The organism is Bacteroides sp. OF03-11BH (genome assembly GCF_003604005.1).
In the GTDB taxonomy this organism is placed as follows: domain Bacteria; phylum Bacteroidota; class Bacteroidia; order Bacteroidales; family Bacteroidaceae; genus Bacteroides; species Bacteroides ovatus.
On the sequence record NZ_QTMW01000017.1, the window covers coordinates 12760 to 38571 of the forward strand.

A 25812-nucleotide genomic window follows, 5' to 3' on the forward strand; every position below is an offset into this window, starting at 1 on the left:
AACAGGGATTAATGATTAATGAATATTTTGATAGTTTTTCCTTCTACTGTGACAGTTACTCTACCCGTTTGCTCCAACAATTTCACCAATGGGGTAATCTCATTATAGCGGTTAACATAGCAACCGAAGCGTAACTCTTTCGTCGCCTCATTCTCATAGACTACATCCATATCATACCATCTGGCAAGAGTTTTCATGATGTCGTCCAATCGCTGGTCCTTGAAATTGATCTTTCCATGTATCCATGAAGTATAAAATGCAGTATCTACATTGCGTACATTGATCTGGTTGCTGCCCGGAGTAATACAAGCCTGTTCCGATGGTTTCAGAATCCGGTTGCTTCCATTTTCAGTCTGTACTTTTACCGAACCGCTGACAAGTGTAGTTTGATATTCTTCGTTTGCGTAAGCTGATATATTAAAAGTAGTTCCTAATACTTCTATTTTCATCCCTTTGGTTTGTACAATAAAAGGCTGTCCGGTTTTGCTTACTTCGAAATAGGCCTCTCCCTCCAATTCTACCAGACGGCAATCCTGTGCAAACTGAACAGGAAAGCGGATGGAACTCATGGAATTCAACTGTACTTTACTTCCATCGCTCAACGTCAGCTGATATTCACCACCACGAGGAACGTTTACCTTATTATATGCAAGTTTTTCGGATGTCCGGGCAGGAGCCTGCTGATAATTCAATGCTGTAGAATCCACCTGAATGACTGTACCATCTTTTTCTTTCAATTCCACGCCGGAGGTAGACTTCAAATCAATTGCTTCTCCATTATCCAGAATAAGAACGGCTTTCTTACCACCCGGAACAATTTGTTCCGCTACTTGAGATAACGGCTGGGGCTCATTACCGCTCTTATATATTGCCACAGTAGCAATAACCACCGGAAAAATGAAAATAGCAGCATATTTACATATATTCAGTATCCGATGTCTGAACCGATGGCGTTGGATTTTTCTTTGCACCCCCTCCCATCCGTCCTCTGCATGGAAAGTTTGCCGCTTCTGCATATTCTGCTTTATGTTCTCTTCCTTGCAGATTTCCCGAAAAAGGCGTTCGTTTTCGGACGATTCATTTCTCCACCGAGTCAGTTCCGCCTGTTCTTCTTCCTCGATTTCATCAGATAAGTATCTGGCAATGAGTCTTGCAATATAAAAATGTTGGTTTATCATAATTCACATGTTTTAATCGTTGTTTATACTAAAACAGGTGAATTGAAAATCAGGGTGTATTAAAATGATTTTTTTTAAAAGAAACTATAAAAAGTAAAAAACCAGGTAGTAATAGTCTTTCAAATATACGCGTAATTTACGGTAGGCAATCTTTTTCTGGGAGTGTACCGTTTCACCGGAAATATTCAGTGTTTCAGCAATTTCCGGATTGCTTTTTCCCTCAAGTGCCAGTTGCATAATGCTTTTCATCTGCGGTGGCAGTTTTTCAATGGCATCCACCAATATCCGGTAACTTTCTTCTGCAATGACCTTGTCTTGAAAAAAAGAGTCTTTACTCATTTCCTGAACTTTCTGTGCATACTCGTTCATGACTTTGGTATGTTCCAGTTCATTCAAAGATTTATTGCGTACCGACGTGTAGAGGAATGATTTAATCTGATGCACATACATGAAATCATCGCGTAACTGCCACAACTTCACAAAACACTCCTGAACAATATCAGCCGCTAATGCATCATTTTCGACATACTGATTAGCAAACATACATAGAGATATGTAATATTTGTCGAATATAGAACGAAACTGCGTCTCATCAGTTAACTTAATACTAATATAGTCTGTTGTGCCAATCACGTATTCTTTATTTTGGTTACAAATATACCATTTGAAAATTATGTAACCAAACAAAAATGAAAAATCACAATCTTTGTTTCATTACAAAACCTTCAAAGAAGTCGTCCCGGTAACTATTACCGATAGCAATTTCATAGGATTTTATAAATATATCATTATTGTCAAATGACTCGATATGATCGGTATTGACAATATAGGATTTATTCACCCGCAAAAAAACAGATTTTGGCAATAAATCGAATATGGCTTTCAGACTCATGCGAGTAATGATACGCTGGTCGTTCAGTTGAAGAATGACGTAATCTTTCAATCCTTCAATAAAGAGAATATCGGAGAAATTCACTTTGAAATACCGGCGTTCTGCCTTTACGAAGAAATATTCAGCGGCAACAATCGTTTCGATAGCTTCTTTTTCTTCTTTCAATAATAGAGAATGATAGGATAACGCTTTATCCACCGCCTTTTGAAAACGTTCCGCTTCGACAGGCTTAATCAGATAGTCGATTGCATCTACTTCATAGCTATCCAACGCGTATTCTGTATAGGCTGTGGTGAAAATAACCAGTGTCTTTTTGGAAATTGTACGGGCAAACTCTATTCCTGTAATCCCAGGCATCTGAATATCCAGAAAAACCAGATCGACTCCCTGTTGCTCCATAAAGTCGGAAGCAGTTGCAGCACTGTTAAAACTGCCTATCAACTGGAGGTTATCGGATTCTTCTATCAATAACTTCATGGCCTCACGTGCCAAGGGTTCATCATCTACAATGATACAATTCATAATGTTATACTTAAAATTACAGAATAGAGATTTTCATCTTCTCTTTGTTCCAACTTATAATGTTCAGGATACAGTAATCCTAACCTACGCTGGATATTGGCAAGTCCGATTCCACCGACTTTACCCTGCCGGACTGCAACAGCCGGTTTAGAATTCTCACACCGGAAATCCAGTCGGTGAGCATCCACCTTAAAAAAGACATGGATATACGAAGAATGCTCACTATCAAAACTATGTTTCACCGCATTTTCCACAAAAGGAATGAATAACAAAGGCTGAATCCAAATGGAATCCACTTCTCCCTCCTGCCTCAACGTAAACTGGAAATTGTCACGGCGTATCTTTTCCAAATTCAGATAGTCATTCAGGAAACGGATATCCGAAGCCAATGAAACTCTTTCACGCGAACTGTCGTTAATCTGATACCGTAGCAAATCTTCCAGTTTAAAAAGTACTTTGGAAGCTTCTTCCGGATTTCTCTTTATCAGGACATTGGCATTATTCAGCATATTGAAAAGAAAATGCGGGTTAATCTGATTCTTCAGAAATGTCAGTTCGGATTGCAAAGTAGTGGACTCGAGTTCGTCAATACGCAGGTTATAACGCAACCAATGGGTAAACAAGGATATGGCTGCCGAACCTGCGGTAACAAAACCGATGGTCAGTATCCCCGAAAAAGTATTAATGAAAGTAGCGAATCTGCCAGGATCTTTTCCGGGCAGAATTACTTCAAAGAGTAATCCCTGGGTGACTGAAAGGAAGACGATGACTACCAAATTCGTCAGGACAGCCGCCAGGACATAGTGCCCCAAACGGTTCTTCAACAGAAAACAGGGTACTAATATATACAGGTTCATATAGATTACCGTATTAATGGAAACAAAATATGCCAGGAATCCACCAAAACGCCGCCAAAAAGAAACTGACTGCAAAGGTTCGTACCAAAAGACATTAATAGTCATCAAAAGAACTATTATTTGCAGTAACAGATGTCTACATGTCCGGTAATGAGGACTTAGCAGAAAAGCTGTAACGCTTTTATCTTCCATTCTTCTATGTTCTGTATTCAGGTTCATACTTCACCTCCTTTCAATTCCAACCAGATGCTTTCTGTCGTCAGGAATAGTCTGTAACGATTGCCATATAATAAGTTCAGTCTTTGGCGGATTCTTTCAAGTCCTTTATCTTCCAAAAGATTCACTTGTAGGCAAAGACAAGTGAATATAATTGTGTTCTCTTCTACTTTCAAATGGATTTTGAGAGAAACAGGGATTGATGTTCGCTGTTCGTTGATTGATTTTACAATATATTGCACAAATGGAATGAAAAGCAAGGGTGGAACCAGTGTTCTATTTACTTCTCCATCCGCAAGCAGTTCATAATTGAATTGTGCCTGAGAATTCTGTTCCAAGGTCAGGTAATTATTCAGGAAATTAATTTCACTACTAAGCAATACCTTTGTTCTGCTGCAATCATATAGCTGATAGCGAAGTAGTTGACTTAATTTCATCAGCATCTTCGAAGCTTTTTCCGGTTCGCTCAATGTCAGTTCCCCCGAATGATGCAATGTTTTGAAAAGAAGTTCGGGGCTGACTTGTTCTTTTAGCTGTTCCACTTCCGAAAGAACGTGAACCTTTTCCATTTGTGAGACACGTTGATGATCTATCATCCATTCTTTCAGGAGAACGGTCATTGTTCCTCCTATCATGCAGAGTGTGGACAACATGAAAGAAGATATATAATCCATCACTATAGGTATGGAGAAATAGGAGGCACGTTCGTAAAATTCCGGCCAGCAGGAATAAGATACATATTCCGTTGCCATTTGTATTGCCAGGGCAAGCATCATTGCTACTGAAAGTAAGGATATGTAGGTTAGATAGCGTCTTTTCAGCAAAAACTTTGGAAAGAGCCAGAAAAGATTCAGATAAATAACTCCTATATAAGTCAGTAGATATAAGAAAGTGAATGTATAAATCCATCCTCCCAATATATCCCGATAATCGAGGAATATAATAAAAACCTGATTGAATGATATGGTAGCCAACACCATAATAAGCACCAGATAACGCGCCCATCGAAGTTCCGGACTAACGAGGAATCGATATAATAAAGTAGATTTATTGTCTGTTGTTATTGTTTCAGCCATCGTGTATTTAATCAGGGAAGATGTTTTATCTCCGGGGACGAAGATAAAACATTTTTCCGGTTGGACTTCTATATCGGTTATTTAAAATTCAAGTTTATAACTCACATTTGTCAATGTTGTAGAACCGTCACTAACATCAATTTTTCCAGTTTTCACATTATATTCATGTCCATAGTGTTCTTTCGCACCGGTAAAATTAAGTCCTTTCACTGCAAACTCATGAGAGACTTTCTTCTTGTTGATGCGGTAACTCACGGTATAGTTGCCGATAAGCATGGGAGAATACTGTTTAGAAAATGCTTTCGTTTCGTCATACTGTACCTCTTTATCAGGATGATTCATCGTTGCTTCCCTGTCAATCGGAGAATACCGGTCACCTCCTTGTAAGGTCAATTTCAGATTGATGCTAAGAATATTCTGTCTGTTACGTCCCAGCATCCATTCCTTTCCAATCAGTCCGTTGATGACATAATTCCGATTAAACTTCGTATTGTACCACACACCGTCTCCGCCCCGGTAGCGGGAATCGAAAAGAGAACCGGAAATCATGTAATAGAGTCCTTTTTCCAGGAAACGTTCTAAAGTGATGTCAATACCGATGTTGCGTCCTCTTCCTTTATTAACCAATGCGTCTTCCACATAGAAATCAGAACGGTTGAGTACGGAATAAGAGCTGTCAGCCATCACAGGCACATCATGGAGAAATTGGATATAAGGTTCTATTTTCAGATTCATGCGATCGGATATTTTGTATCCAAAAGATAACATGACGTGCTGCGCTTTGGTGAAATCGAGTTCCTTGTTGACGGATTTGTCTCCTGTACTTTTCGTTTTCACAAAATAGACGTCCATTTTCTCCATGCGACTGTACATACCATAAGCCAGTGCGAAAGTTGCTTTCGGAGTAGCTTGCCATTTCAAACCAATACGGGGCTCAACAGACCATTTATTATTCAGAGTCAGAAATTGCCCGTAAATACCGGCATTGAGCGTCCAGCGTTCCGTCAATCCTACAGAAGAACTATTGTAGGCAGATATCAGACTCGTATTGCCTTTTCCTTGAGATACGGTTTCCAGTGATTCGGCTTCATAAGGAGCAATGGCAAGGTTCATTTGATAGAACATGGCATTATACGTAAATCCTGTCTTATTAGTAAAACGGTTACTGAATTTACGGTTAAAAGTCGAAGTCAGTATTAAGTTAGTATGTTTTGAGTTAAGATCCATGTAGGGGGTGGATTCCAAAGAGTGGTTAAATAGGATTGCTCCACCGTCCAGTTGCGAATAAGTACCGGCAATAGTGGTTTTCAGTGATGCGTCATTGTTGAAGAAATAACGGTGGCTGATACCTCCGGCAGCCATATACTGTTTGTCTTTTGATTCGCTACGGTCGCTCATATATTCCCATTTATCCGTATTCTTTTCAAAATCACTGCCGAATTTATCAATCAGGCTGGTTCCCCAGACAGAGAATGTTCCTGCTTTCTGTGTCGGGAAATTCAGTTTGAAGTTCAAGTCCTGATAGTCCATCTTTCCGCCCTCCAAGTTCAGAAGTCCTGTTGTGGAATACCGATAATTGAAAATATAGGATGCTTTGTGCTTCTTGCTTAACGGTCCTTCGGAAGCTACATCAATTCCCATGATGCCCACTTGAAGCGTATTCTCATTCTTCTGGTTATTTCCATTACGCAATTTCATATCAAACACACCAGATACCGCATTTCCATATTCTGCCGGAAAAGCTCCGGTAAAGAAATCGGAATTACCCAATACCTGCGAACTAAGAGATGAAAGTATTCCTCCACCCAATGTGGCAATATCCGCAAAGTGATTCGGGTTGGGAATTTCAACGTCTTCCAATCGCCATTGCAACAAATGGGGAGCATTGCCATGAATGGATATTCCATTGGAAGATACACTGGGGGCCACTCCGGCAAAGGAGGATACCAAACGGGCAGGGTCGTCAAAACCTCCGGCATAGCGGCTCGCTTCTTCCACACTCAACATACGGGCTCCGGTAGTAGCCATCTTATTCATCGCTTCCTCTTTATTGGTCCTGGCACGAATCACTACTTCATTGAGTTCGTTTACACTTTCTTTCAAAGGAATTTCCAAATAAACCTCTTTGGCGGAAGTTACCAGTATCTCTCTGAAAATACCCGGTTCATATCCCATAAAGGCTGCCTCTACCGTATGCCGTCCAACAGGAACCTGTGGTATGCTGAAACGACCGAGACTGTCTGTTATCGTACCAGTTCCCTCTTTTTCGGATAATCTCACCGTTGCATACGGTATCGGGTGTTTTGAATCCCCGTCAATAACCATTCCCCGGATTGTCTGTACCGGCGGGCCTTTTCTCTGCGGTGTCTGACTAAAAGCCACTGCGGATACCAACAAAGCAACCAACAAAAGTATCCACCCGCCATAACGATGTATTTTCCGGGTTAACTCTTCACTAAGAATTCTTTCAAAGGTTTTGAGTACTGCGCTGCATTCATCTGCGGAGATACCCGACTGAATAGATATTTTTTCTAATAATCTAGTTTTATTCATCTTCATGATTTTATTCTGTTTTTATTTCGTCACGAAGATAGAGTATAGAAGATTGCCGATTTTTGAAATGAGACGAATACATCCCGTTTGTAGACAAAACACAAAATTGATAAGACGAAAAATCGTCCGAACTATGGAATTTCACTTAAAGAAGAACCTCTTTTTAAAAGACACATCACTTTCAGAACGATTTATATCCTCTAAAAGTGATGTGACTTTTTTTAATAGCACACGCCAACCTACCCTAAAAAGTCGGTCTTATCTTTATCCGTGATCTCCCGAATTACTTTACATGGCACTCCTGCAGCGATTACATTTTCCGGCACATCCTTAGTCACTACACTTCCTGCTCCGATTACCGAATTTCTCCCAATGGTAACACCACCCATAATATGAACGCCTGCACCAATCCAGACATTATCCTCTATTACAATCGGATGTGCATAGCAACCTCCCATAATGCGTTCCCGGGCATCAAGTGCATGATTTGCTGTGTACAATCCTACACGTGGCCCCAACAATACATTATCCCCTATTGTAATAAGATTCCCATCCAACATGATGCAATCAAAATTAGCAAAGAAGTTGTTTCCTATAGTGATATTAAATCCAAACTCACACCGGAAATTGGGTTCGAAGTGAACATTCTCCCCAATGCCTTTCAACAAATTGCGTAATAATGCTTCACGAACCTCTTTGGGTTTTCCATAAGTAGAGTTATAATCATTAGTCAGAAAAACGACTTGTTCTCTTCTCTGAACCAGTTCTGTAGACAAATCATTATACATAGTCCCCGACAACATTCTTTCATACAATTCTCTATTTTCCATATCTATATCATAATGATTGATTAAAGTCCTTTTGTAATCACCGGTAATCCGAAAAAGCCTTTTTGTAAAGTCAGTATCTTCGATGCACCTGCCTTGGCCTTATTATAAGTGGAAAGTGACACATGCAGCTCTTCCACAGCTCCATTCTCAAAAGCTACCTGCAAATAGTATTCCTTACGTATGCCATCCGAAACATAACGATGCCTGCCTACTCTACGGGTCTTCTTGTGTGTTTCTACATATTTTTTCTGTACCATCACTGTTTCTTCGTGTGTGGAAGCAGGATCGGCAAACCAATAATTACCGCCAAGAAACAAGACATAACTGATGGCACCGATGCAAGCCAAATGACACAAACAATTAATTACTTTACCATCCATGGTTGTCAGCCATATCCATTTCTTATAGAATGGGATAGTAACAAGAGCAATCAAAAGCGCCATTCCAAGAGGTATCCACCAGGCAGTCAGTGTATCTTCATAGATAACATATCCGATGCCACACGAAGCAATAAATACCAGAAGCATCAAAAAGCGAAGTATCTTAATAAATAGAGTTTTCATCATATTTCTTTCATTTATACGCAAATATAAAAATAAGCTACTGAGAACACTGATTATTAAGAAAAATACTTGATTCAACCTACTAATTCATGATTAATCAAAAGCCTTTTGCCGATATATCAAGACCTTTTGATTTTCCATCATAACTGAAATTCATGCTTATTGTATCTCCTAATAAAATGACAGCTATACAATCATTCTTTTGTGAAAGAAAGAATATGACTAATATGTCTGGAGGATGTTCCTAATAAAATAGAATATTGACCGGAATTCACTTTCCAATCATGCGTTTCATCATCCCAGAAAGCCAAATCCTCTGGCGTTATTTCAAATTCTACAGTTTGATTCTCTCCTGAATTTAAAAATATCTTCTTAAACCTTTTCAGTTCTTTCTCGGGACGCAACACAGATGGTTGATTTTCTTTGAGATATAGCTGTATAACTTCAGCTCCTTTCTGACTTCCTGTATTTGTAATAGTCACCGAACATCTTATCATTTGGTCATTCATTTTTTTAGATGACAAACGTGGTTTAGTCAATGTAAAAGTTGTATAAGAAAGCCCATACCCAAAAGGATAAAGTGGTTCTATATTTTTTGTATCATACCATCTATATCCCACTAATACACTTTCTCCATAATTCACATCATACACATTGATAAGATGCTCATTTTTAAGTTCATTATAGAGTGACGCCCCTTTAGGTAAGTATCCCCATGCCGGTGAGTCCTCAAATGTTTTTTCTATAGTCATTGGTAACTTACCAGAAGGAGTTACCTTACCTGTGATAATATCTGTAAGTGCTTCAAAACCCGATTGTCCTCCATACCACCCGTAAATCAAACCCGCCAATCGATCATTCCATGCAGACATATCAATAGCTGATCCCGTATTGAGGATAGCAATAGTATTAGGATTATTTTTAGTGACATATCGCATTAATGATTCATCTTCTTTTGGCAAAGCAAATGGACGTTCTATTGCTTCTTTATCTCGCGTACCCATACTTAGCAAAACGATGTCAGCCTCTTTTATATCAGCTACAGTAGGCTTTTCTATATAATACACTGTTCTGCCAAAAGCTCTCTGTAATGCTTCAATCAGACTTACATTATTGTAGCCGATTACTTCTGCAGCTCCATAGCCACGAGGTATTTCATATATAAACTTACCTGTCAATAATATTTTTCTATTCTTTGTTGGATCAAGTGGCAAAATATTATCTCTGTTTTTAAGTAAAACAATTCCTTCTTCTGCCACTTGTCGTGCAATTTTTTCATGCTCCTGATACTTATCAAGCAAAGACAAGTCATATTTGGACCTATCATAAAATCCCATTGCAATACAAGTAGCCAAAATAGGACGCACCATATCATCTAAATCTTTTTCTGTGATTTTTTTCTGATGGTATAAACCCAACACAGATTCTCCAAAATTATATGAACCAGGCATCTCCAAATTCTGTCCTGATTTAATAACTTTCTCCAAATTCCACACCGAATTCCAATCACTCATTACCAACCATTTAAATCCCAATTTTTCTCTAAGAATATTCTTAATAACATATGAACTTTGCCCAGCCCACTCTCCATCAATTTGGTTATACGAGGTCATTACAGACATAGCACCCGCATCTATTCCTGCCTTAAAACCAGGTAAATAGATTTCATTCATAGCTCGTTCGCTAATGATAGAATTACTCCGTTTACGATAGAATTCGGTGTTGTTCCCATAGAAATGCTTCAAACAAGCCGCTGTGCCTGTACTTTGAAGTCCCGTTACATATTGACTTACCATTTGAGATACTAAATAAGGATCTTCTCCAAAATATTCAAAGTTTCTTGCACATTGAGATTGTCGATAAATATTTAATCCAGGACCCAACAAAACTTCGATACCTCCGGCTCTACATTCCTCACCAATAGCTTTTGCATATTGGTAAGATAGATCTGGAGAAAATGTAGAGGCTAACAATATAGGAGAAGGAAAAGCTGTTGAGCGTTCCAATTGTTTCACCACATTAGGATCAGGCAAATTATTTCGGATATTTACTCCTTGTGTTGCATCCGACAAGTAAATGGGAAGTATCCCTTTCTCTTCGAATCCTTTAATAAAGAATTTATTATATCCTCTGACCATAAGTGCCTTCTCTTCTATCGTCAATCGTTCCAATAAGTCATTCGCCTTTTTATATGCCGCAGTTGCGTCCATTATTTGTTGAGCATATATCCCAATGCAACTAATAAACATAAAAACAAGTGAGATAATTTTTTTCATATTATGAAAACTCTTTAATGTAGAACTCCTCTTTATAATAGAGAAGTTCTACCTATTAATATTTAATTATTATATAATTCTTTTATTTCACTTTCTGATAATATTCTTTCGTACAAAATAAAATCATCCAGATAACCATTTAAAAAGTTTTCAGGGGCAAATGCTCCATTAGTAAAGCGATAATTACAACCAATGTAATATGGCCAATTATCAACTACTTTGTCAATAACCCCTTTCTTTTCAATAACTTTTTCTCCGTCTATATAAAGATAACTATCCCTTTTGCCATCAACTTTTTGATAAACACAAACATAATGATGCCATTCACCATCATCCATCCGTTTTCCTTCATATTCAGCCCAGTTTCCAGCCTTACCTTTATATTCTACGCAGAACACAACAGTTTTACCACTAGTATCAAGTCTGAACCAACTTTGTCTTGGGACAGGATCAGTATATGTAGCACCAGGACCAACACCTTGATGGAATATAGCATTCTTTCCAGTCATATTTGAAGTCTTCACCCAGAATGCAACAGTAAACTCACTCTCCGTATAGTGGCTCTTTAACCCTTCTTCAGGAATAGACAATATTGAATAATTTTCTTTATCTCCCTGGAAATGAGCAGCGAATCTACATTCAGCACTTTCGCCAGAAAAACGTGCCGGAGCATTATAGACATTTGCCCCAGTTCCTCCTATAAGTTCTTCAGGGTTCAATTGATTGGGACCTATATCTTTATTATCACCATCGAATGGTAAATATAACACTAGTTTTTCTGCAGAAATGACATATACGTATCCTTCTTTCTCTTTTACGGAACTGTTCACCGAGTTTTTGGCCGTTAACGTCACTTTATATTTTCCAGGATTTACATACTGCACCACAGGATTCTGATCTGTTGAAACAGAAGGATTACCTCCTTCAAAAGTCCATTTCCAGTCTTCCACCATTCCCAATGTTTTATCTAAAAAGTGAATATATCCTCCGGCATATGTATTCCGGCATTGTGCTCCAAAATCTGCGGCAATCGCATTCTTATCAATAACAGTGATATAATCCACCATTACTTTATCAGAAGATGCTTTCGGATTTTTTGCCACTAATTTAACCGTATAAATTCCCGGAGAGAACATCATTTGTGGATTTTGTTCTGTTGAAGTAATAATTTCTCCACCTTCTTTAGGAGTAAAACTCCACAACCATTCATTAGGATAGCCTTTAGATAAATCTTTGAAAGATATAATATCTTCATTTGTTGCAGTAGTCTTATCTGCAGAGAAGTTGGCTGTTATCTGAGATGGGTAGTTGACAGTAATATATTGTTCTTTCACAATTTCATTAACATTGCTTCCTCGTCCAACAGACAAAATGACAGAATAAACTCCAGGTTTATTGTACACAACACTAGGACTGAATAAGACCGAAGTCTCCGGTTCTCCTCCATCAAAATGCCAGTTCCACTTAGTCGGTTCACCGGTAGAAGCATCTTTGAAAGTGACACTTTCACCCATTGTGACTTCCTGAACATTCGATTCAAATGCTGCCTGTAATGATTGCAAATCATCTTCAGAACAAGCAGACAATACTATCATAACGACACACTGTAATAAATATAAAACTTTTCTTTTCATATCAGTGATATATTAAATTCATTGTATTTTATTAATTCTAATTCTCTCAAAACTAATCTTTTCGTATAGCTTTGAGCTGCCATTTTCATATAAAATTCCTATTTCATTATCAGAGAACATTACGATATCAGAATAGGCGAAGCCCCACTATATACGACATATCCTGCCGACCATGTTTTACCATTATCCGCACTTTTCTTTATACTCATATTTATGCGTGTTAAACTTATATCTGTATTCTCCTGCACATCAGAACAGGAAAATAAAAACAGTCTGAACAATATGTATTGACACCAATTCATTGTATCGATTTTATATTGACAACTTTAAAAGCCAATCCATCTGTATATCTTTTTTCTCCACCTTCATATATAAGAGCAATCTGTGAATCAGAGAGTTCAACCAAATCCGAATAACCAGAGTTTCCTTCATACACAATATATTGCCCTTTCCAACTTTTTCCACCATCAGAGCTTTTCTTAATAGTCATATTAATACGTTCTGTAGCAGAAGCTGCATTTGAGAGAAAAACAGATTGTCCTATTGATAGTATACTACCCTGACATTTACAATCTATTTGATCGTTGCTAGCTTGAGGATTAGACCACGTTATACCACCATCCTGACTAATACTATTTTTTCGGTAGAATCCTTCATCCGCTCTCATATTCAACATTAAAGTTCCCTCTCCTATTTCAGCAACAGAACATTCGCCAACACCACTAACCGGAGTTGGTTCACCTGGTTTCCATGTCTTTCCGTAATCATCAGAATAAATAATATGCGAATAACTTTTTACTTTTCCATTTTCCCTAGTAGTAAAATAGTTTGGAGCAATTAAACGTCCCCTATTGGTCCCTTTCTGAATTTGAATACCATGACAAGGTCCAGTAGCGTACCAATCCCATTTTTCTTTTTTCACAGCAGAAGTTATCTCAACAGGAGATGCCCAAGTGACACCGTCATCATCCGAATAGGTATAATACGGACGCCGAGTGTTTTCTCCGGTTCCATTGGTTATTGTTCCCCACTTATCTGTTTGATAATTCCATGTCATTAACAAATGTATTCTACCTTTATCATCAACAATCGGAACAGGATTTCCACAAGTATTCTGCCCATCATCCCATATCATTATTTGTTTACTCCATGTTTTTCCATTATCAGACGAACGCTTAACAACAAGATCTATATCTCCACTGTCTCCATTACTTCTAGCTTTTCTAGCCTCTGCAAATGCCAATAAGGTATTACTCTGCGTTTTAACAATAGCAGGTATTCTATAGACTTCATATCCGTCTACTCCCTGACTATAGACATAATCGAATTGGGATGCTGGAACTTCCTCTTCAGGTGAAGGTGGAACCGGAGTATCTTGTGAATCATCATCTTTTTGACAAGCCTGTGTAAATAGGCTCGTCATAAGAAATATACATGTCAGAATCTTATAAGTTTTCATATCCTTGGGTTTGTTTCAGATTAGGATTAATATTCATATCACTTAGTGGAATTGCGAGATATAATGGAATAATAATATTATCAATAGCTTTCTTTTTCAAGTTCGGAACTTCCTGATAGACATCTATTGTTCCACCAAAATGGAATCTGAGAAGATCAGGCCATCTTTTCCTTTCAAGATATAATTCTCTTGCACGCTCATTCAGAATCTCCTTTTCCACTACTTTTTTATCCGTACTTCCATTATAAATACCTATCTTAGCACGATCCCTGACTTTATTTAACTCAATGATAGCCTGCGGTGTCTGATTCAATGCTGCATAAGCTTCGGCCTTGAACAAATACATCTCTGCAAGTCGATAAATGATAATATCCGAATCATAGGTACGATCACCTTCTGTTTTTGTCCCCTTCATCTTATTATCGAAAATACCGATCTCATTTCCTCCCGCATCCTTAGCTATTATAAAAGACTCTTTTGTTCTAATATCAGTGGGATTAGCATAAAAAAGATCTATTAAAAAAGAGCTTGGTGCATAAGTACTGCGAGCCCCACCTTTTGCATAAGGTATTTCATCTTTATTTACTGCCTTTTCCACAAATACATCTCTTGGCTTCAAACTTTGACTATATTGGGCTTCCTTTTCATAAATCTCAAAGTGAATAGTCCATATCACTTCTTTTCCATATTTAGTACCATAAATATCGGCAAAATTGTCTTCAAAAGAAAGACCTTTACTTGCTAAATCAGCATAAGTGATAACATCTTTCAAATCCTGCTCAGAACCATTCAAGACTTTCGCTTTCCATAACAAAATATCGGCTTTCAGTGCATAACATGCCGGTTTTGAGGCTCTTCCTTTTCCATTCGTATAACTTTCTTCCGGGAAGAGATTGATTGCTGCATTCACATCACTTAGAGCCCGTTCTAAAACTTGCTCTGCCGGCTCCCTTGCTAATTTAGGCTTATTGGAACTTTCTGTCGGTTCCAGTTCTATAGGAGCATCTCCCCATATACGAGCTACACAGAAATACATATATCCCCTTATGCAATATGCTTCTGCCAACAGCCTGTTTTTATCAGATTCCACTCCAAAACTTATTCCAGGAGTATACTTTAATAACATATTACAATGCTGAATTACCGAATAATAACTTGACCAACCATATCCGTTTTGTGAAGTCAGATTCTGCGCCCACAAATTCGATGGACCACCTTCCAGACCTGTTGTAAAAGCATCTCCTCTATCTTCAAAATGAAGAGTTGAATTAGAAGTATCACGTAACTTAGTATAAATACCTATCAAATAGCTTTCTACATCCCCCTTTGTATTCCAGTACCCGTCTCCCGTTATACTTGAAACTGTATCTACATCCAACAAATTGCATGAATGTAACAAAAACAATGAAATTCCTAATAATATTGATTTAATTTGTTTCATAATTACAAGTCTTATTTAATTAGAAATTAATTTTTACTCCCATATTATATTGTCTTGGCCTTGGGTATACCCCATAATCCACTCCGGTATATATTTCAGGAAACATACCATCATATTTCTTTATATAACCTATGTTATATGCTCCAGCAAAAACTTCCACTCCACTCAATCTTATTTTTCTAACCCAAGTTGATGGTAGCATATAGCTTAAAGACACTTCTCTAAATGCCAGATAATCTCCTTTACTAAAATACAGGCTATTGTTGGTACTCCCACTTTCAGAACTGCCTATTTGATTATCCCATCTCATATGATTTCGATATTGATAATCGTAATCACTTTGAACTGTATATTTAGGATATTTCGTTCCATCATTCGCACTTTGCCAGGAATTGGTCATTGCGTCTTTTATGGCATTATTGTTATTACGTGAACTACCCATTATCTGTCCTTTAAAACCATTATCTATCACATGTCCCATAGCCCAGTCCATTACAACTCGTACAGTAAGTCCTTTATATTTGAAAGAGTTGACAATACCTCCTACCTTATCCGGTCGGATATATCCCATGAATTTCATATCTTTAGAGTCCAATTGCCCATCATTGTTCACGTCTTCAAATATGGCATCTCCTGCATGTTTCTTTCTACCTTGCGCATTAGGATCATTAGGGGCTTTAGCTGCTTCTTCTTCCGTTTGATAGGTTCCTAAATAATGAAACGCCCATCTTCCACCAAACTTTTCGCCCTCAGCAATTCCCCCAACCTTTTTAGTACCTCCTGTAGCAGGATCATAAATAAAATTACCTCCTACCCGATTTTTCTCTTCTCCATTATCCGGTAAATCTACTACGATTCCTTTATTGTAAGCAAACGTCAATGATAAATCCCATGAAAAATCTTTGGTTTGAATAGGAGTAGCATTCAACTCTATTTCTATTCCGGAGTTTCTTACTGAACCATAATTACTCTTAATCGAACTAAAGCCCGTAGAATTCCATAAAGGTTCATCATACAATCTATCAAATGTCAGTTTATTATAGTAGTCAATTAATAATCCCAATCTATTATTAAAAAATCCGAGATCGACTCCGATATCATACGATTCCGTCGTTTCCCATCGTAATTGAGAATTTTTTAATGTTGTATTTAGTATACCTACTGATCCTTGATAATTAGTATCTGTAATTTTGTACTCACCTCTTGAATTGGCAACACTCAAATTGTTATTACCCGTACGCCCCCAACTTGCACGCCATTTCCAACGACTCATAATACTTTCTAATGGCTTGAAGAAATTTTCCCTATGCATATTCCATCCAGCTGATACTCCAGGGAAAAATCCCCATTTATTATCTTCTGCAAACCGTGAAGAACCATCTGCACGCATACTGACAGAAACTATATATTTACCTTTATAATCATAGTTTACACGTCCAAAATAACTTAAAGTAGCTTCCATTGTCTTAGTAGAACTTGCTCTTTGTGTACTATCTGCCGTTGCATTTAATGTTGGAATTAAATCTATAGAAGATCCACTACCGCTTGCCGAAAGTCTGTAACTATAATCATGAGTATAACTGGCACCTGCTACAGCTCCTATATTATGCTCCTTGATTTTCTTATCATACGAAAGAACCAAATCTCCCTGCAAATGTCTGTCATAGTTATGCTTAGCTGAAGCAGGACGGATTGTATTTCCAGTCGTCTCATTATCTGCCTGAAAATAATTCTCAATACCTTCAGTTCCAAAATAATAGGCTGTTGGTTTTAAAACTAGCCCAGGTAAAATATTCCAGATTGCACCCAACTGAAAAGTTGTCCTATACACACTAGTATCATCATAATTTGTTTTATAATAAATCTCATGCAATCTACTTCTGAAAGAAGAAATACCTTCTCCGGGGGCTGGAGTTCCATCTTCATAGTACAATCTGTAGGTCGGTGGTGTTAATATACTTCGAGATATAGTATTGACTGTATTTCCACCTCCCACAGCATCTCTAACCTGCAGACTAGCTTTAGTAGACAAACTCCATGCCTCACTTAATTTATAATTTCCATTAAATAAGACACTATAATTTTTATAATTTGTACCTCTAAGTATACCATCCTGATTCAAATATCTTAAACCTACATAATAGTTTATCGCCTCTGTTCCTCCACTAATACTAAGATCAACCTCATGCTTTTGTCCTGTTGTGAAAGTTGCTTTCTGAAAGTCATTATCCTGGAAGATGAGCTGTTTTCCCGTAACAGGGTCCGCCATGGTTTGCCAGCCCTCATGTTCCAGCAGATTACTCACATAACCTTGACCATACTTTTGCAAATAAACATCCAAAAATTCAAGTGTATTTTTAGAGTTTCTCGGATTTCCTGTTGACATACCAAAAGAACCACTTAAGAATTTTGCCTGATCTTCCTTTCCATTATATGTCAAATCAGCCTGATTAAATTTCGCAATATTAGAACGGGATAATGTTATATAATCCCGTGCATTCAATAGTGGAATTCTCTGCGGTTGTTGTTCCACTCCATACGTATACCTTAAACTGACAGTAGGTTTCCCTTTCTGACCAACTTTGGTTTTAACCAAGATTATACCATTAGCAGCTCTGGAACCATAAATAGCAGTAGAAGCAGCATCTTTCAGAACTTCTATCGATTCTATATCTGCAGGATTCATATCTGATATATTTCTAAATCCTTGTGATATTATACCATCAATAATTATTAAGGGAGTATCACTTTCAGGTGAAGTAGAACTACCTCCACGAATAAATATTTGAGGGTCTGCCCCCGGTTGTCCATTAGATATTTGTAAGGATAAACCTGGAACTTTGCCTTGTAATTGTAATAACGGATTCTGTCCTGGTGCTTTTTGAAATTCCTCTTTATTTATCTTAGAAATAGAATTTGTTATTAATGCTCTTGACTGTTTACCATAACCAATGGCAACGACTTCATCAAGTAACACAGAACTCTCTTCCAAAACAATCACAATATTTCTCCGTCCCTTAATATCAACCTCTTTTGTTTCCATTCCGACAAAAGAGACAATCAGAGTTGCATTAGGAGGAACCATTATAGAAAATTCACCGGAAGCATTGGTGATAGTACCTTTATCCATACCTTTTACGGATATTGAAACTCCTGGTAATTCAACTCCTGTCTGGTCTTGTACTACACCAGAGACCTTTATATCTTCAGAATTAATATTATTCGCTTGAATATTTGAAAATACAGATGATAAGATAAATACCATCGATAATATTAATAAATCTTTAGTATGCTTTATTGAGTTTTTCATAAAAAATAAAATTAGAATGAATAAATTATATAAGGATTAATCTTTCATATCAATCGTTTTAGGTCGCAGACAAGTGACCAAAATGACCAGCATAACAAATACCAGTATAGCAAGCAACGCAAAATCGCGTCCCAAATGTCCGGCATCCATCGACTCACCCAGAAGGCTCGTAATAGTAGCTCCGGCAAATACACCACACATATTCATAATACCATAGGCAGTTGCCCTGTAACGTGCAGACACAAACTGACAGAGAATAGGCATATTATTTGCGTCAAACATACCAAAACCTATCCCAAACAGCATAGCCCCCATCACCAGTGCGAAAATAGAATGACCATATCCGATAAACAACAAGGAAGGTATGATAAGCCCCAAACCCATAGCACCAGTATATACTCTTCCACGTACATTTTTTAATACCCAACGGTCGGATATATATCCACCTGCCAACACACCGAATAATGAGGACAAAGCTATAGAAATAGTAGACATAGGACCTGCTACCGAAATATCAATAGATAAGCTGTCAGAGAAAAGAGTCGGTAACCAGTTCTTTGCCGCCCATCCCGGGGTGCCCGGTACACAGAAATAAAATAAGATAATCCAGAAAAAGACATTGGAAAATAACATTCCCAAACTCTTCAATACAGGAATCTTTTTCATCTTCTGATTTTCTGATACACTTCCTCTCTCTTTATCACGCAGAAGAAATGCCAGAATAACACCATAACCCACACCTATAATACCAAACCAATGGAATGTTGTATGCCAGGAATAGATTGCTGCAAAAGTAGCCCCAAATCCACCGATAGCCTGTCCCACATACAACCCTGTCATATGTATTCCCACAGCCAACGAACGAGTCTTATCTTTATGAAAATCGGCAATCAATGACAAAGCAGCAGGTAAATACAACGCTTCACTAATTCCCATAATTCCACGCAACCAGTAGAGTTGATTGAAAGTGGTGGCATATCCCATCAAGTAAGTAACTCCTGACCACACACACAGACTACCTACAATCAACCATTTGCGGCTCATACGATCACCGACAATCCCCGATAAAGGACTCATCAGTCCGTATACCCACAAGAATACAGCCATCAGGCGACCGAAATTGGCTGCTGATTCCAATTCCCGCACATCCTCCATCATTGGAATTCGCATAGTGGAAAGCATTTGCCTGTCCATATAATTCAACAAAGCAACACCCCACAGCAGCCCAACCACTACCCAAGGATATATATTTGAAGTTTTATTATTCATGTCCGTTTACTTTAAAATCTCTATTAAATTGATTTTTATAAAAGCTAAATCCGACTGACTACTCTCATATAATATACCTATTGAATTTTCATCTATGGATGTAATGCAGGAATATCCGGCACTACGATATTGGTCGAAAAGAATCCAATGTTCTTCCGGCCAAATCATTCCATCATCAAAACTAACTTTTAAAGTCAGATTATCTCTTGTCCCATAATTATTCGGATTTACAAACAGAAGCATGCTTTTCTTCTTTCCTTCTTCCATATACTCATGTCGATGCAGACTTGCCATACAAGTAGGTTCTACGAGTGCTCTCCGTGAAGTTGGATGTTCTTTCCAACTTTCTCCCAGATCAATAGTTGTGCAGATTCTACGACCGTTCACGTCTTTATTTCCTCTGTTCCGGTTATCACGCATGTTCAACATCAAGGCGCCGTCACCCAATTGTACGACACTACATTCCGTAACATCCTGATATGCAGGATTACTGGTCACCCACGTCTTTCCATGATCTTTACTATACGTAATATTCGAGAAAGGAAGCCCGTTTTCGTCACGTCCTTGTGTAGGAAATACCAACGTTCCGTCTGTCAACGTAATTCCCTGTCCGGGTGCAGGTGCAAATAACCACCATTCAGGGCGTTTCGTCTTTGAGGTTATATTATCCGGAAAGCCCCAGCTAAGACCATCATCCGTACTTTTTGCTATCATAAACTGGGAAGTTTCTTTTAGCCCTGTTCCTGATTGAGAACCTCTACCTTTCCATTGATGTGTCCAGTTCGTACTGTTTTCATTCAGACCTTCTATCCACTTTCCGTCTTTATCCAGCAGACCGTGCATCCATAATCCTGCTACATAAATATCACCAGTATTTTTATCTACTAAAATACAGGCATCACTCACTCCATTGTATTTCTGTGGTAAACCTCCCCATTCCCCCATATCCAAAACAGTTTGAATGGGTTGCCAAGTTACTCCCTTATCTGTACTACGATGAAGAGCAATATCTATATTTCCCTGCAAATCACGAGGATAATCATAGCGGGCATCAAAAATGGCCAATAAAGTGCCTTTATTACTAGTAGCTAATCCTGGAATACGTGATGAGATACATCCATCCTGTCCTTTCTGTCGTACAGCTACTCCTACTCGTAAAGGTTTACTTGTTTTATCCAAAATTTTCAGATTGCCTTTCGTGGTTTTCACCCGGTTACAATTAACCTGAACACGATGATCCAGTGAAACCGTATCTTTCAATGTTACGGCTACCCAAAAAGACAAAGAATCCTGATTAACCTGCACTTCATTAGTAAATGACATTTTTTGTGTAGCGGGAAGTGCATTACAAAGTAAACGAGACGTATCTATCAGTCCATTCTTCTTCGCACCATATATGGCAACAGAAACAATATCTGCCACATTCGTGCTCCCCAATAAATCCAGATCTATTTGCCGGATAACATAAGGTTGATTATCTGTCCTGATTAAAGTTATCTTCATTACAGGATTTGCCGGTTTCTTTACCAACACAGGAATAACAGGTCTCTCCAGTACCCATTTTATGTCTTTACCTAAAGATGTGACTGGTGACACCAATAACAAAATCATCGAAAATATGATAAATATTTTCTTACTTACTTTCATAGTATCTTTATTTTAGGTAATTTTGAACGCATTTAACTAGATTGGAGGGGATAGACAGAAAGTAAAGTAGCTTACCCCAGCAATACACTTTTACTGTCATCTCCTCTTTATTATTTTCAGAATTCAAAGAATTTTATAGCGTCCAAATCACCTCTTAGTTTTTCATATTCATCAACAGAAAAAGGTTTTATCGGCAACCGGCAAGAACCGCAATCAATACCTATCAGCTTCATAATCGCTTTGCCACCGCGCACTCCGCCACCATATTTAATAATAACTTCCACGGTACGTATGGATTTTATCTGATTGTGGCGAGCCGTTTCCAAATCGTTCATTTTCATTGAATCAAAAATAGCCTGATAGACATTAGGTATATAATTATACGTACTTCCAACTCCTGCTACAGCTCCCATAGCCAAGCCGGAAATAAGAATTTCATCATAACCATGCAATACTTCAAACCGATGTTGCTCCAACTCTATGCAAACTCCCATCTCCATCAGGTTATTATGAGTAAACTTAGTACCCACCAGATTAGGTATTTTCTTTTTCCCTTCTACCAAAAACTTATCCACCGGCAAATTAACCCCTGTAATCGATGGCATATTATAATAATAGAAAGGTAAGCCAGCAGCAGAGTGGCAAATAGGTGCAAAAAAATCAACTAATTCATCTACTGTTCCCGGTTTAAAAAAAGAGGGAGCAATTGAAGCAATAGCATCGGCCCCTACTTGTGCAGCATGACGTGCCAGTTCCATTGCACTTCGTTGACAGTTTGAGCCTACATGAGCTATGACCTTGAATCGCTTACGGGCAGAAACGAGCCATTTTTCAAGAATTAAATTACGCTCATCGATCGTCAATGAAGAAAATTCACCGGTTGTGCCGCACACAAATACCCCTTTGATAGGAGTCGATGCTATCCAATCAGCATATTTATCAATAACAGATAAATTTACGTCCCCATTCTCATCCAATGGGGTGAAGGTGGCCGCAACCATACCTTCCAGTTTTTCATAATTGTTCATAGTGCATTTAATTAGATTGTTATTTTACTTTATTTTCAGAAAGTTCCTTTCAAAATTAAGGGAGTTCGTATACCAGGTTGTATTTCACCGCTTACCACGTAAACGTCATTCCCCATATAAACCGCATTTGTCGTAACAGGAATAGGATAAGGGCAGTCTAAAGAATCCACCAAAGAATTTGTTTCTGTACTGATGACTCGTAGCTTACGGCTAAATCCCGGATGCTCGGGAGATGTAGGTAGTATTTCTTCAACTCCTCCCAGTAGTATTATCTTATCTTTTTCATATGGAATAGCAGTCCCCGCCATTACAGGAAAATTACCAGCTATTTTGCTCCATTTCCTGCTACCTGGTTCATATACATACCCCTCCGTATATTCTACCATCACTTCATTCGGAGCATAACTCCTTCCACTAAAAAGATAAAATCGTCCTCCCTGAACCACACTTACCGCATAGGCGAGCGATGGTCCCTCCCAACCGGGCATCTTCTGCCATCCTTTTTCTTTATGCAATAAATCAAGCATATAAAAATGATTGGTCGACTGTTCATTTGTCATAGTTTCCTGCCCCCCAGCAATATAAATACAGTTATCCCCAATAGCCCCCGTTGCATTTGCCAACGGAACCGGTAAAGCCGGATAACTAACAGAATCTACTACAAATGAAACGCCCTCTTTTTTTATGAGAAAAACTTTATCGCTACATTGCATACGATCGCATCCTCCAATACATAATAACCCTTCCGGCAAGCATATCGAAACTCCATAAGCTAATGAGCTGTTAAGGAAATCATCATAAACAGTCCACTTATCCATGTGCAGATCATAACTATATAAAGTAGACCACCAAGTTTTAACTCCTCCCTCCCAAGGATATTTATCAGGAAAGTTGGCTCCTCCCAGCACTAGTAATTTATCCTCTACTATTCCTGAGTATGCACCAGCCAATCCAACGTTTTTCAGCATACCGGTACATCCCGGAAGTAACAATGAGTTTTCCCATTGCATTACTATCTTATTTTCTCCTTTTCTCGAACAAGCCGTATTCATATATGATAAAATTAAAGATAAATATAAAATAAAAAAATACAGTTTTCTCATATACTATCTAGCCTTTCTTCTTCGTTTTTCTCTGCCATCAATTCCAGACTCCGGTTCACTTTAAAAATCTTATAAACCTCAAAATGTCTTTCAATGGCATCACGATAGCCTTTCTCATCTCCTTTTCTTATAAAATCCAATAAATCAGCATGAGTAGCTATTCTGCCGCTTTTACTCATCTCTATATTTATAGGTTTTAAGTAGTCTTTGAACTTTTCTTTCACATAGACAAGTATAGGATGAATGATTTCCTGAAATTCAGATATTATTTTATTTCCCGTAATTTTGTATAGTTTTGTATGAAAAGCCGATTCGCTGATTAACGCATACTCGTTATTCTCGAAAACAATTCCCATTTTCACAATCTCGCTCAATTCCTCAATATCTTTAGGAGTTATCTTACGGAAAATATCACTTGATATTCCTATTTCAAGTGCGATTCTGAAATCCAATAAATCCAAAATTGTTTCTTCACTCAAAACACGAGGATCTATCACTCTTTTCATTCCACCTAAAATGGAAGGTTCAGTCAAAACCATTCCCTTACGAGGGCGCGCATGAATCAGTCCCATCATTTTCAAACGGCTCAAAGCTTCTCTGACAACACTTCTTGCAACTCCTAATTCTGCGGCCAGATTATTCTCATTGGGAATAGAATCTCCACATCTCAAATCATTCTTTTTAAAGTAGGTAAGTAAGCTGTCTTCTACCTGATCGATCAATGTTGTTTGATTAATTTCTATCTTCATATTACTAGATTTTATTATTTGTATTATTTGTCAGACAAATAATACAAATGCAATATTAAGAGATTTTTTTTAGAATACAAGGGCATTATAATAAGAAAATGTACATTTATGTTGAGAAACATACTTTTAGTACATATTGAGCTCTCATTTAGAACAATAGCAAGAGCAGAGATACTCATTTTAAACATAGTAGCGATATCTACTTATTATAGTGAAGGTATAAATTCATAAGATAGGATACCCCCAAAAATAAGCAATTAAAGATACAGACAAAATCACATATAAAAATCTAGGTTATGTCTATTGTATCTTTTATCTTTGCAACAATCAAAAAAAGCGATTATATGAGTCCTGATTCAGAATATACAGAAACACATGAGAATAAAATCTATGCCACTCTTGACAAACTGGGAATAGCGTATCAAAGTCTACACCACCCAGCCATAATGACTATGGAGGAAGGAGCAGAAATAGCCCAAAAGCTAGGTTGTACTTCATGCAAAAGTCTGTTTCTGACTAATAAACAGCAAGAATACTTCATGCTCTTATTGCCTGCAAATAAAAAATTGAAAACAAAAGAACTTGCCGGGCAGATAGGTAGTTCCCATCTCTCTTTCGCTTCCGAAAAGGCAATGGAAAATCTCTTGTGTACTTTTCCGGGGGCTGTCAGTATTCTAGGTCTTATCTACGATAAAGAGAACAAAGTACAGCTCCTGATTGATAAAGAAATTCTTGAATCAACATATATAGGATGTCATCCATGCGTAAACACATGCAGTCTAAAAATCAGGTTGGAGGACATTCTTAAAATACTATTGCCCAAAATCAGTCATCAGAATTTTAATATCGTGGAGTTATAATCCGAAATTACAAAGTCGTACATTCTGCAAAAAAAACGAACATTTAAGCTAGTTTCACGACTTAATTAAAGTACATGTCTTGTTCCTCGGTGAGAAACACATCGTTGCACACCGAGAAACGGGTCGTTCCTTTTAAAGGAACGGGGCTTTGGTTTTAAACCAAAAAACAAGCCATATAATCAACTAAATATCAGCGTATTACCAGATTGTTATTCCAACTAATAAGCATATTTGAATTTTATTGACAACTCACGATAGGATGGGAATGATAGAATAACAGAAAGGATAGAAAAATTCATTTTAAACATGATGACGGTATCCACTTATGATAGTGACGGTATATTCGTGG

19 protein-coding genes are annotated in these 25812 nt (G+C 37.8%); 1 reads left to right on the plus strand and 18 read right to left on the minus strand.

Annotated features, from left to right (window positions below; translation table 11 throughout):
- Nucleotides 1–8: 8 nt before the first annotated feature.
- The 18 genes from DXA54_RS14005 to DXA54_RS14095 form a co-directional block, all read right to left on the minus strand.
- On the minus strand, nucleotides 9–1178 hold the full coding sequence (locus tag DXA54_RS14005) for a FecR family protein (RefSeq protein WP_120079777.1): 1170 nt from the start codon (nucleotides 1176–1178) through the stop codon (nucleotides 9–11).
- Between the two features lie 84 nt (nucleotides 1179–1262).
- Nucleotides 1263–1811 (minus strand): RNA polymerase sigma-70 factor, encoded by a 549-nt coding sequence (locus DXA54_RS14010; protein ID WP_004304159.1) that lies wholly within the window; start codon nucleotides 1809–1811, stop codon nucleotides 1263–1265.
- A gap of 64 nt (nucleotides 1812–1875) precedes the next feature.
- Complete coding sequence (locus tag DXA54_RS14015) at nucleotides 1876–2592, minus strand: LytR/AlgR family response regulator transcription factor (RefSeq protein WP_120079779.1); 717 nt, start codon at nucleotides 2590–2592, stop codon at nucleotides 1876–1878.
- Complete coding sequence (locus DXA54_RS14020; protein ID WP_032845329.1) at nucleotides 2589–3668, minus strand: sensor histidine kinase; 1080 nt, start codon at nucleotides 3666–3668, stop codon at nucleotides 2589–2591. The genes DXA54_RS14015 and DXA54_RS14020 overlap by 4 nt, the downstream gene beginning before the upstream one ends.
- Nucleotides 3665–4741, minus strand: coding sequence for a sensor histidine kinase (locus DXA54_RS14025; RefSeq protein ID WP_004311232.1), 1077 nt, complete (start codon nucleotides 4739–4741; stop codon nucleotides 3665–3667). Before DXA54_RS14025 ends, DXA54_RS14020 begins: the two co-directional genes overlap by 4 nt.
- A gap of 81 nt (nucleotides 4742–4822) precedes the next feature.
- Nucleotides 4823–7300 (minus strand): TonB-dependent receptor, encoded by a 2478-nt coding sequence (locus DXA54_RS14030; protein WP_120079781.1) that lies wholly within the window; start codon nucleotides 7298–7300, stop codon nucleotides 4823–4825.
- A 233-nt stretch (nucleotides 7301–7533) separates the two neighbouring features.
- A complete protein-coding gene (locus DXA54_RS14035; protein ID WP_004300595.1) occupies nucleotides 7534–8124 on the minus strand; it encodes a sugar O-acetyltransferase in 591 nt (196 codons plus the stop codon).
- 20 nt (nucleotides 8125–8144) lie between these two features.
- Nucleotides 8145–8690, minus strand: a complete 546-nt coding sequence (locus DXA54_RS14040) for a DUF2500 family protein (protein WP_004326617.1) — start codon at nucleotides 8688–8690, stop codon at nucleotides 8145–8147.
- A gap of 191 nt (nucleotides 8691–8881) precedes the next feature.
- On the minus strand, nucleotides 8882–10963 hold the full coding sequence (locus tag DXA54_RS14045) for a beta-glucosidase (RefSeq protein WP_004304165.1): 2082 nt from the start codon (nucleotides 10961–10963) through the stop codon (nucleotides 8882–8884).
- Between the two features lie 62 nt (nucleotides 10964–11025).
- Nucleotides 11026–12597, minus strand: a complete 1572-nt coding sequence (locus tag DXA54_RS14050) for a PKD domain-containing protein (RefSeq protein ID WP_004326615.1) — start codon at nucleotides 12595–12597, stop codon at nucleotides 11026–11028.
- Nucleotides 12598–12895: 298 nt separating this feature from the next.
- Nucleotides 12896–14056, minus strand: a complete 1161-nt coding sequence (locus DXA54_RS14060) for a sialidase family protein (RefSeq protein ID WP_004300600.1) — start codon at nucleotides 14054–14056, stop codon at nucleotides 12896–12898.
- A complete protein-coding gene (locus DXA54_RS14065) occupies nucleotides 14043–15497 on the minus strand; it encodes a RagB/SusD family nutrient uptake outer membrane protein (RefSeq protein ID WP_004300601.1) in 1455 nt (484 codons plus the stop codon). The genes DXA54_RS14060 and DXA54_RS14065 overlap by 14 nt, the downstream gene beginning before the upstream one ends.
- 19 nt (nucleotides 15498–15516) lie before the next feature.
- The gene (locus DXA54_RS14070; RefSeq protein ID WP_120079783.1) at nucleotides 15517–18807 is read right to left on the minus strand and encodes a SusC/RagA family TonB-linked outer membrane protein; all 3291 of its coding nucleotides are present in this window, start codon (nucleotides 18805–18807) and stop codon (nucleotides 15517–15519) included.
- A gap of 36 nt (nucleotides 18808–18843) precedes the next feature.
- Nucleotides 18844–20076, minus strand: coding sequence for an MFS transporter (locus DXA54_RS14075; RefSeq protein ID WP_004304167.1), 1233 nt, complete (start codon nucleotides 20074–20076; stop codon nucleotides 18844–18846).
- Between the two features lie 6 nt (nucleotides 20077–20082).
- Complete coding sequence (locus DXA54_RS14080; RefSeq protein WP_120079785.1) at nucleotides 20083–21723, minus strand: sialidase family protein; 1641 nt, start codon at nucleotides 21721–21723, stop codon at nucleotides 20083–20085.
- 116 nt (nucleotides 21724–21839) lie between these two features.
- Nucleotides 21840–22751, minus strand: coding sequence for a dihydrodipicolinate synthase family protein (locus DXA54_RS14085; protein ID WP_120079787.1), 912 nt, complete (start codon nucleotides 22749–22751; stop codon nucleotides 21840–21842).
- A gap of 35 nt (nucleotides 22752–22786) precedes the next feature.
- The gene (locus DXA54_RS14090; RefSeq protein ID WP_032854270.1) at nucleotides 22787–23803 is read right to left on the minus strand and encodes a hypothetical protein; all 1017 of its coding nucleotides are present in this window, start codon (nucleotides 23801–23803) and stop codon (nucleotides 22787–22789) included.
- Nucleotides 23804–23850: 47 nt separating this feature from the next.
- Complete coding sequence (locus DXA54_RS14095) at nucleotides 23851–24603, minus strand: FadR/GntR family transcriptional regulator (protein ID WP_115484034.1); 753 nt, start codon at nucleotides 24601–24603, stop codon at nucleotides 23851–23853.
- 296 nt (nucleotides 24604–24899) lie between these two features.
- On the opposite strand from DXA54_RS14095, the gene DXA54_RS14100 reads away from it, so the two are divergent.
- On the plus strand, nucleotides 24900–25463 hold the full coding sequence (locus tag DXA54_RS14100) for a prolyl-tRNA synthetase associated domain-containing protein (RefSeq protein ID WP_004300608.1): 564 nt from the start codon (nucleotides 24900–24902) through the stop codon (nucleotides 25461–25463).
- The last annotated feature ends 349 nt before the right edge of the window (nucleotides 25464–25812 follow it).

What these genes read in the sequence shown, in the direction of transcription:
- DXA54_RS14005 (WP_120079777.1), bottom strand. Translation starts at nt 1,178, where the DNA reads ATGATAAACCAACATTTTTATATTGCAAGACTCATTGCCAGATACTTA.
- DXA54_RS14015 (WP_120079779.1), bottom strand. Translation starts at nt 2,592, where the DNA reads ATGAATTGTATCATTGTAGATGATGAACCCTTGGCACGTGAGGCCATG.
- DXA54_RS14020 (WP_032845329.1), bottom strand. Translation starts at nt 3,668, where the DNA reads ATGAACCTGAATACAGAACATAGAAGAATGGAAGATAAAAGCGTTACA.
- DXA54_RS14025 (WP_004311232.1), bottom strand. Translation starts at nt 4,741, where the DNA reads ATGGCTGAAACAATAACAACAGACAATAAATCTACTTTATTATATCGA.
- DXA54_RS14030 (WP_120079781.1), bottom strand. Translation starts at nt 7,300, where the DNA reads ATGAAGATGAATAAAACTAGATTATTAGAAAAAATATCTATTCAGTCG.
- DXA54_RS14035 (WP_004300595.1), bottom strand. Translation starts at nt 8,124, where the DNA reads ATGGAAAATAGAGAATTGTATGAAAGAATGTTGTCGGGGACTATGTAT.
- DXA54_RS14040 (WP_004326617.1), bottom strand. Translation starts at nt 8,690, where the DNA reads ATGATGAAAACTCTATTTATTAAGATACTTCGCTTTTTGATGCTTCTG.
- DXA54_RS14045 (WP_004304165.1), bottom strand. Translation starts at nt 10,963, where the DNA reads ATGAAAAAAATTATCTCACTTGTTTTTATGTTTATTAGTTGCATTGGG.
- DXA54_RS14050 (WP_004326615.1), bottom strand. Translation starts at nt 12,597, where the DNA reads ATGAAAAGAAAAGTTTTATATTTATTACAGTGTGTCGTTATGATAGTA.
- DXA54_RS14060 (WP_004300600.1), bottom strand. Translation starts at nt 14,056, where the DNA reads ATGAAAACTTATAAGATTCTGACATGTATATTTCTTATGACGAGCCTA.
- DXA54_RS14065 (WP_004300601.1), bottom strand. Translation starts at nt 15,497, where the DNA reads ATGAAACAAATTAAATCAATATTATTAGGAATTTCATTGTTTTTGTTA.
- DXA54_RS14070 (WP_120079783.1), bottom strand. Translation starts at nt 18,807, where the DNA reads ATGAAAAACTCAATAAAGCATACTAAAGATTTATTAATATTATCGATG.
- DXA54_RS14075 (WP_004304167.1), bottom strand. Translation starts at nt 20,076, where the DNA reads ATGAATAATAAAACTTCAAATATATATCCTTGGGTAGTGGTTGGGCTG.
- DXA54_RS14080 (WP_120079785.1), bottom strand. Translation starts at nt 21,723, where the DNA reads ATGAAAGTAAGTAAGAAAATATTTATCATATTTTCGATGATTTTGTTA.
- DXA54_RS14085 (WP_120079787.1), bottom strand. Translation starts at nt 22,751, where the DNA reads ATGAACAATTATGAAAAACTGGAAGGTATGGTTGCGGCCACCTTCACC.
- DXA54_RS14090 (WP_032854270.1), bottom strand. Translation starts at nt 23,803, where the DNA reads ATGAATACGGCTTGTTCGAGAAAAGGAGAAAATAAGATAGTAATGCAA.
- DXA54_RS14095 (WP_115484034.1), bottom strand. Translation starts at nt 24,603, where the DNA reads ATGAAGATAGAAATTAATCAAACAACATTGATCGATCAGGTAGAAGAC.
- DXA54_RS14100 (WP_004300608.1), top strand. Translation starts at nt 24,900, where the DNA reads ATGTCTATTGTATCTTTTATCTTTGCAACAATCAAAAAAAGCGATTAT.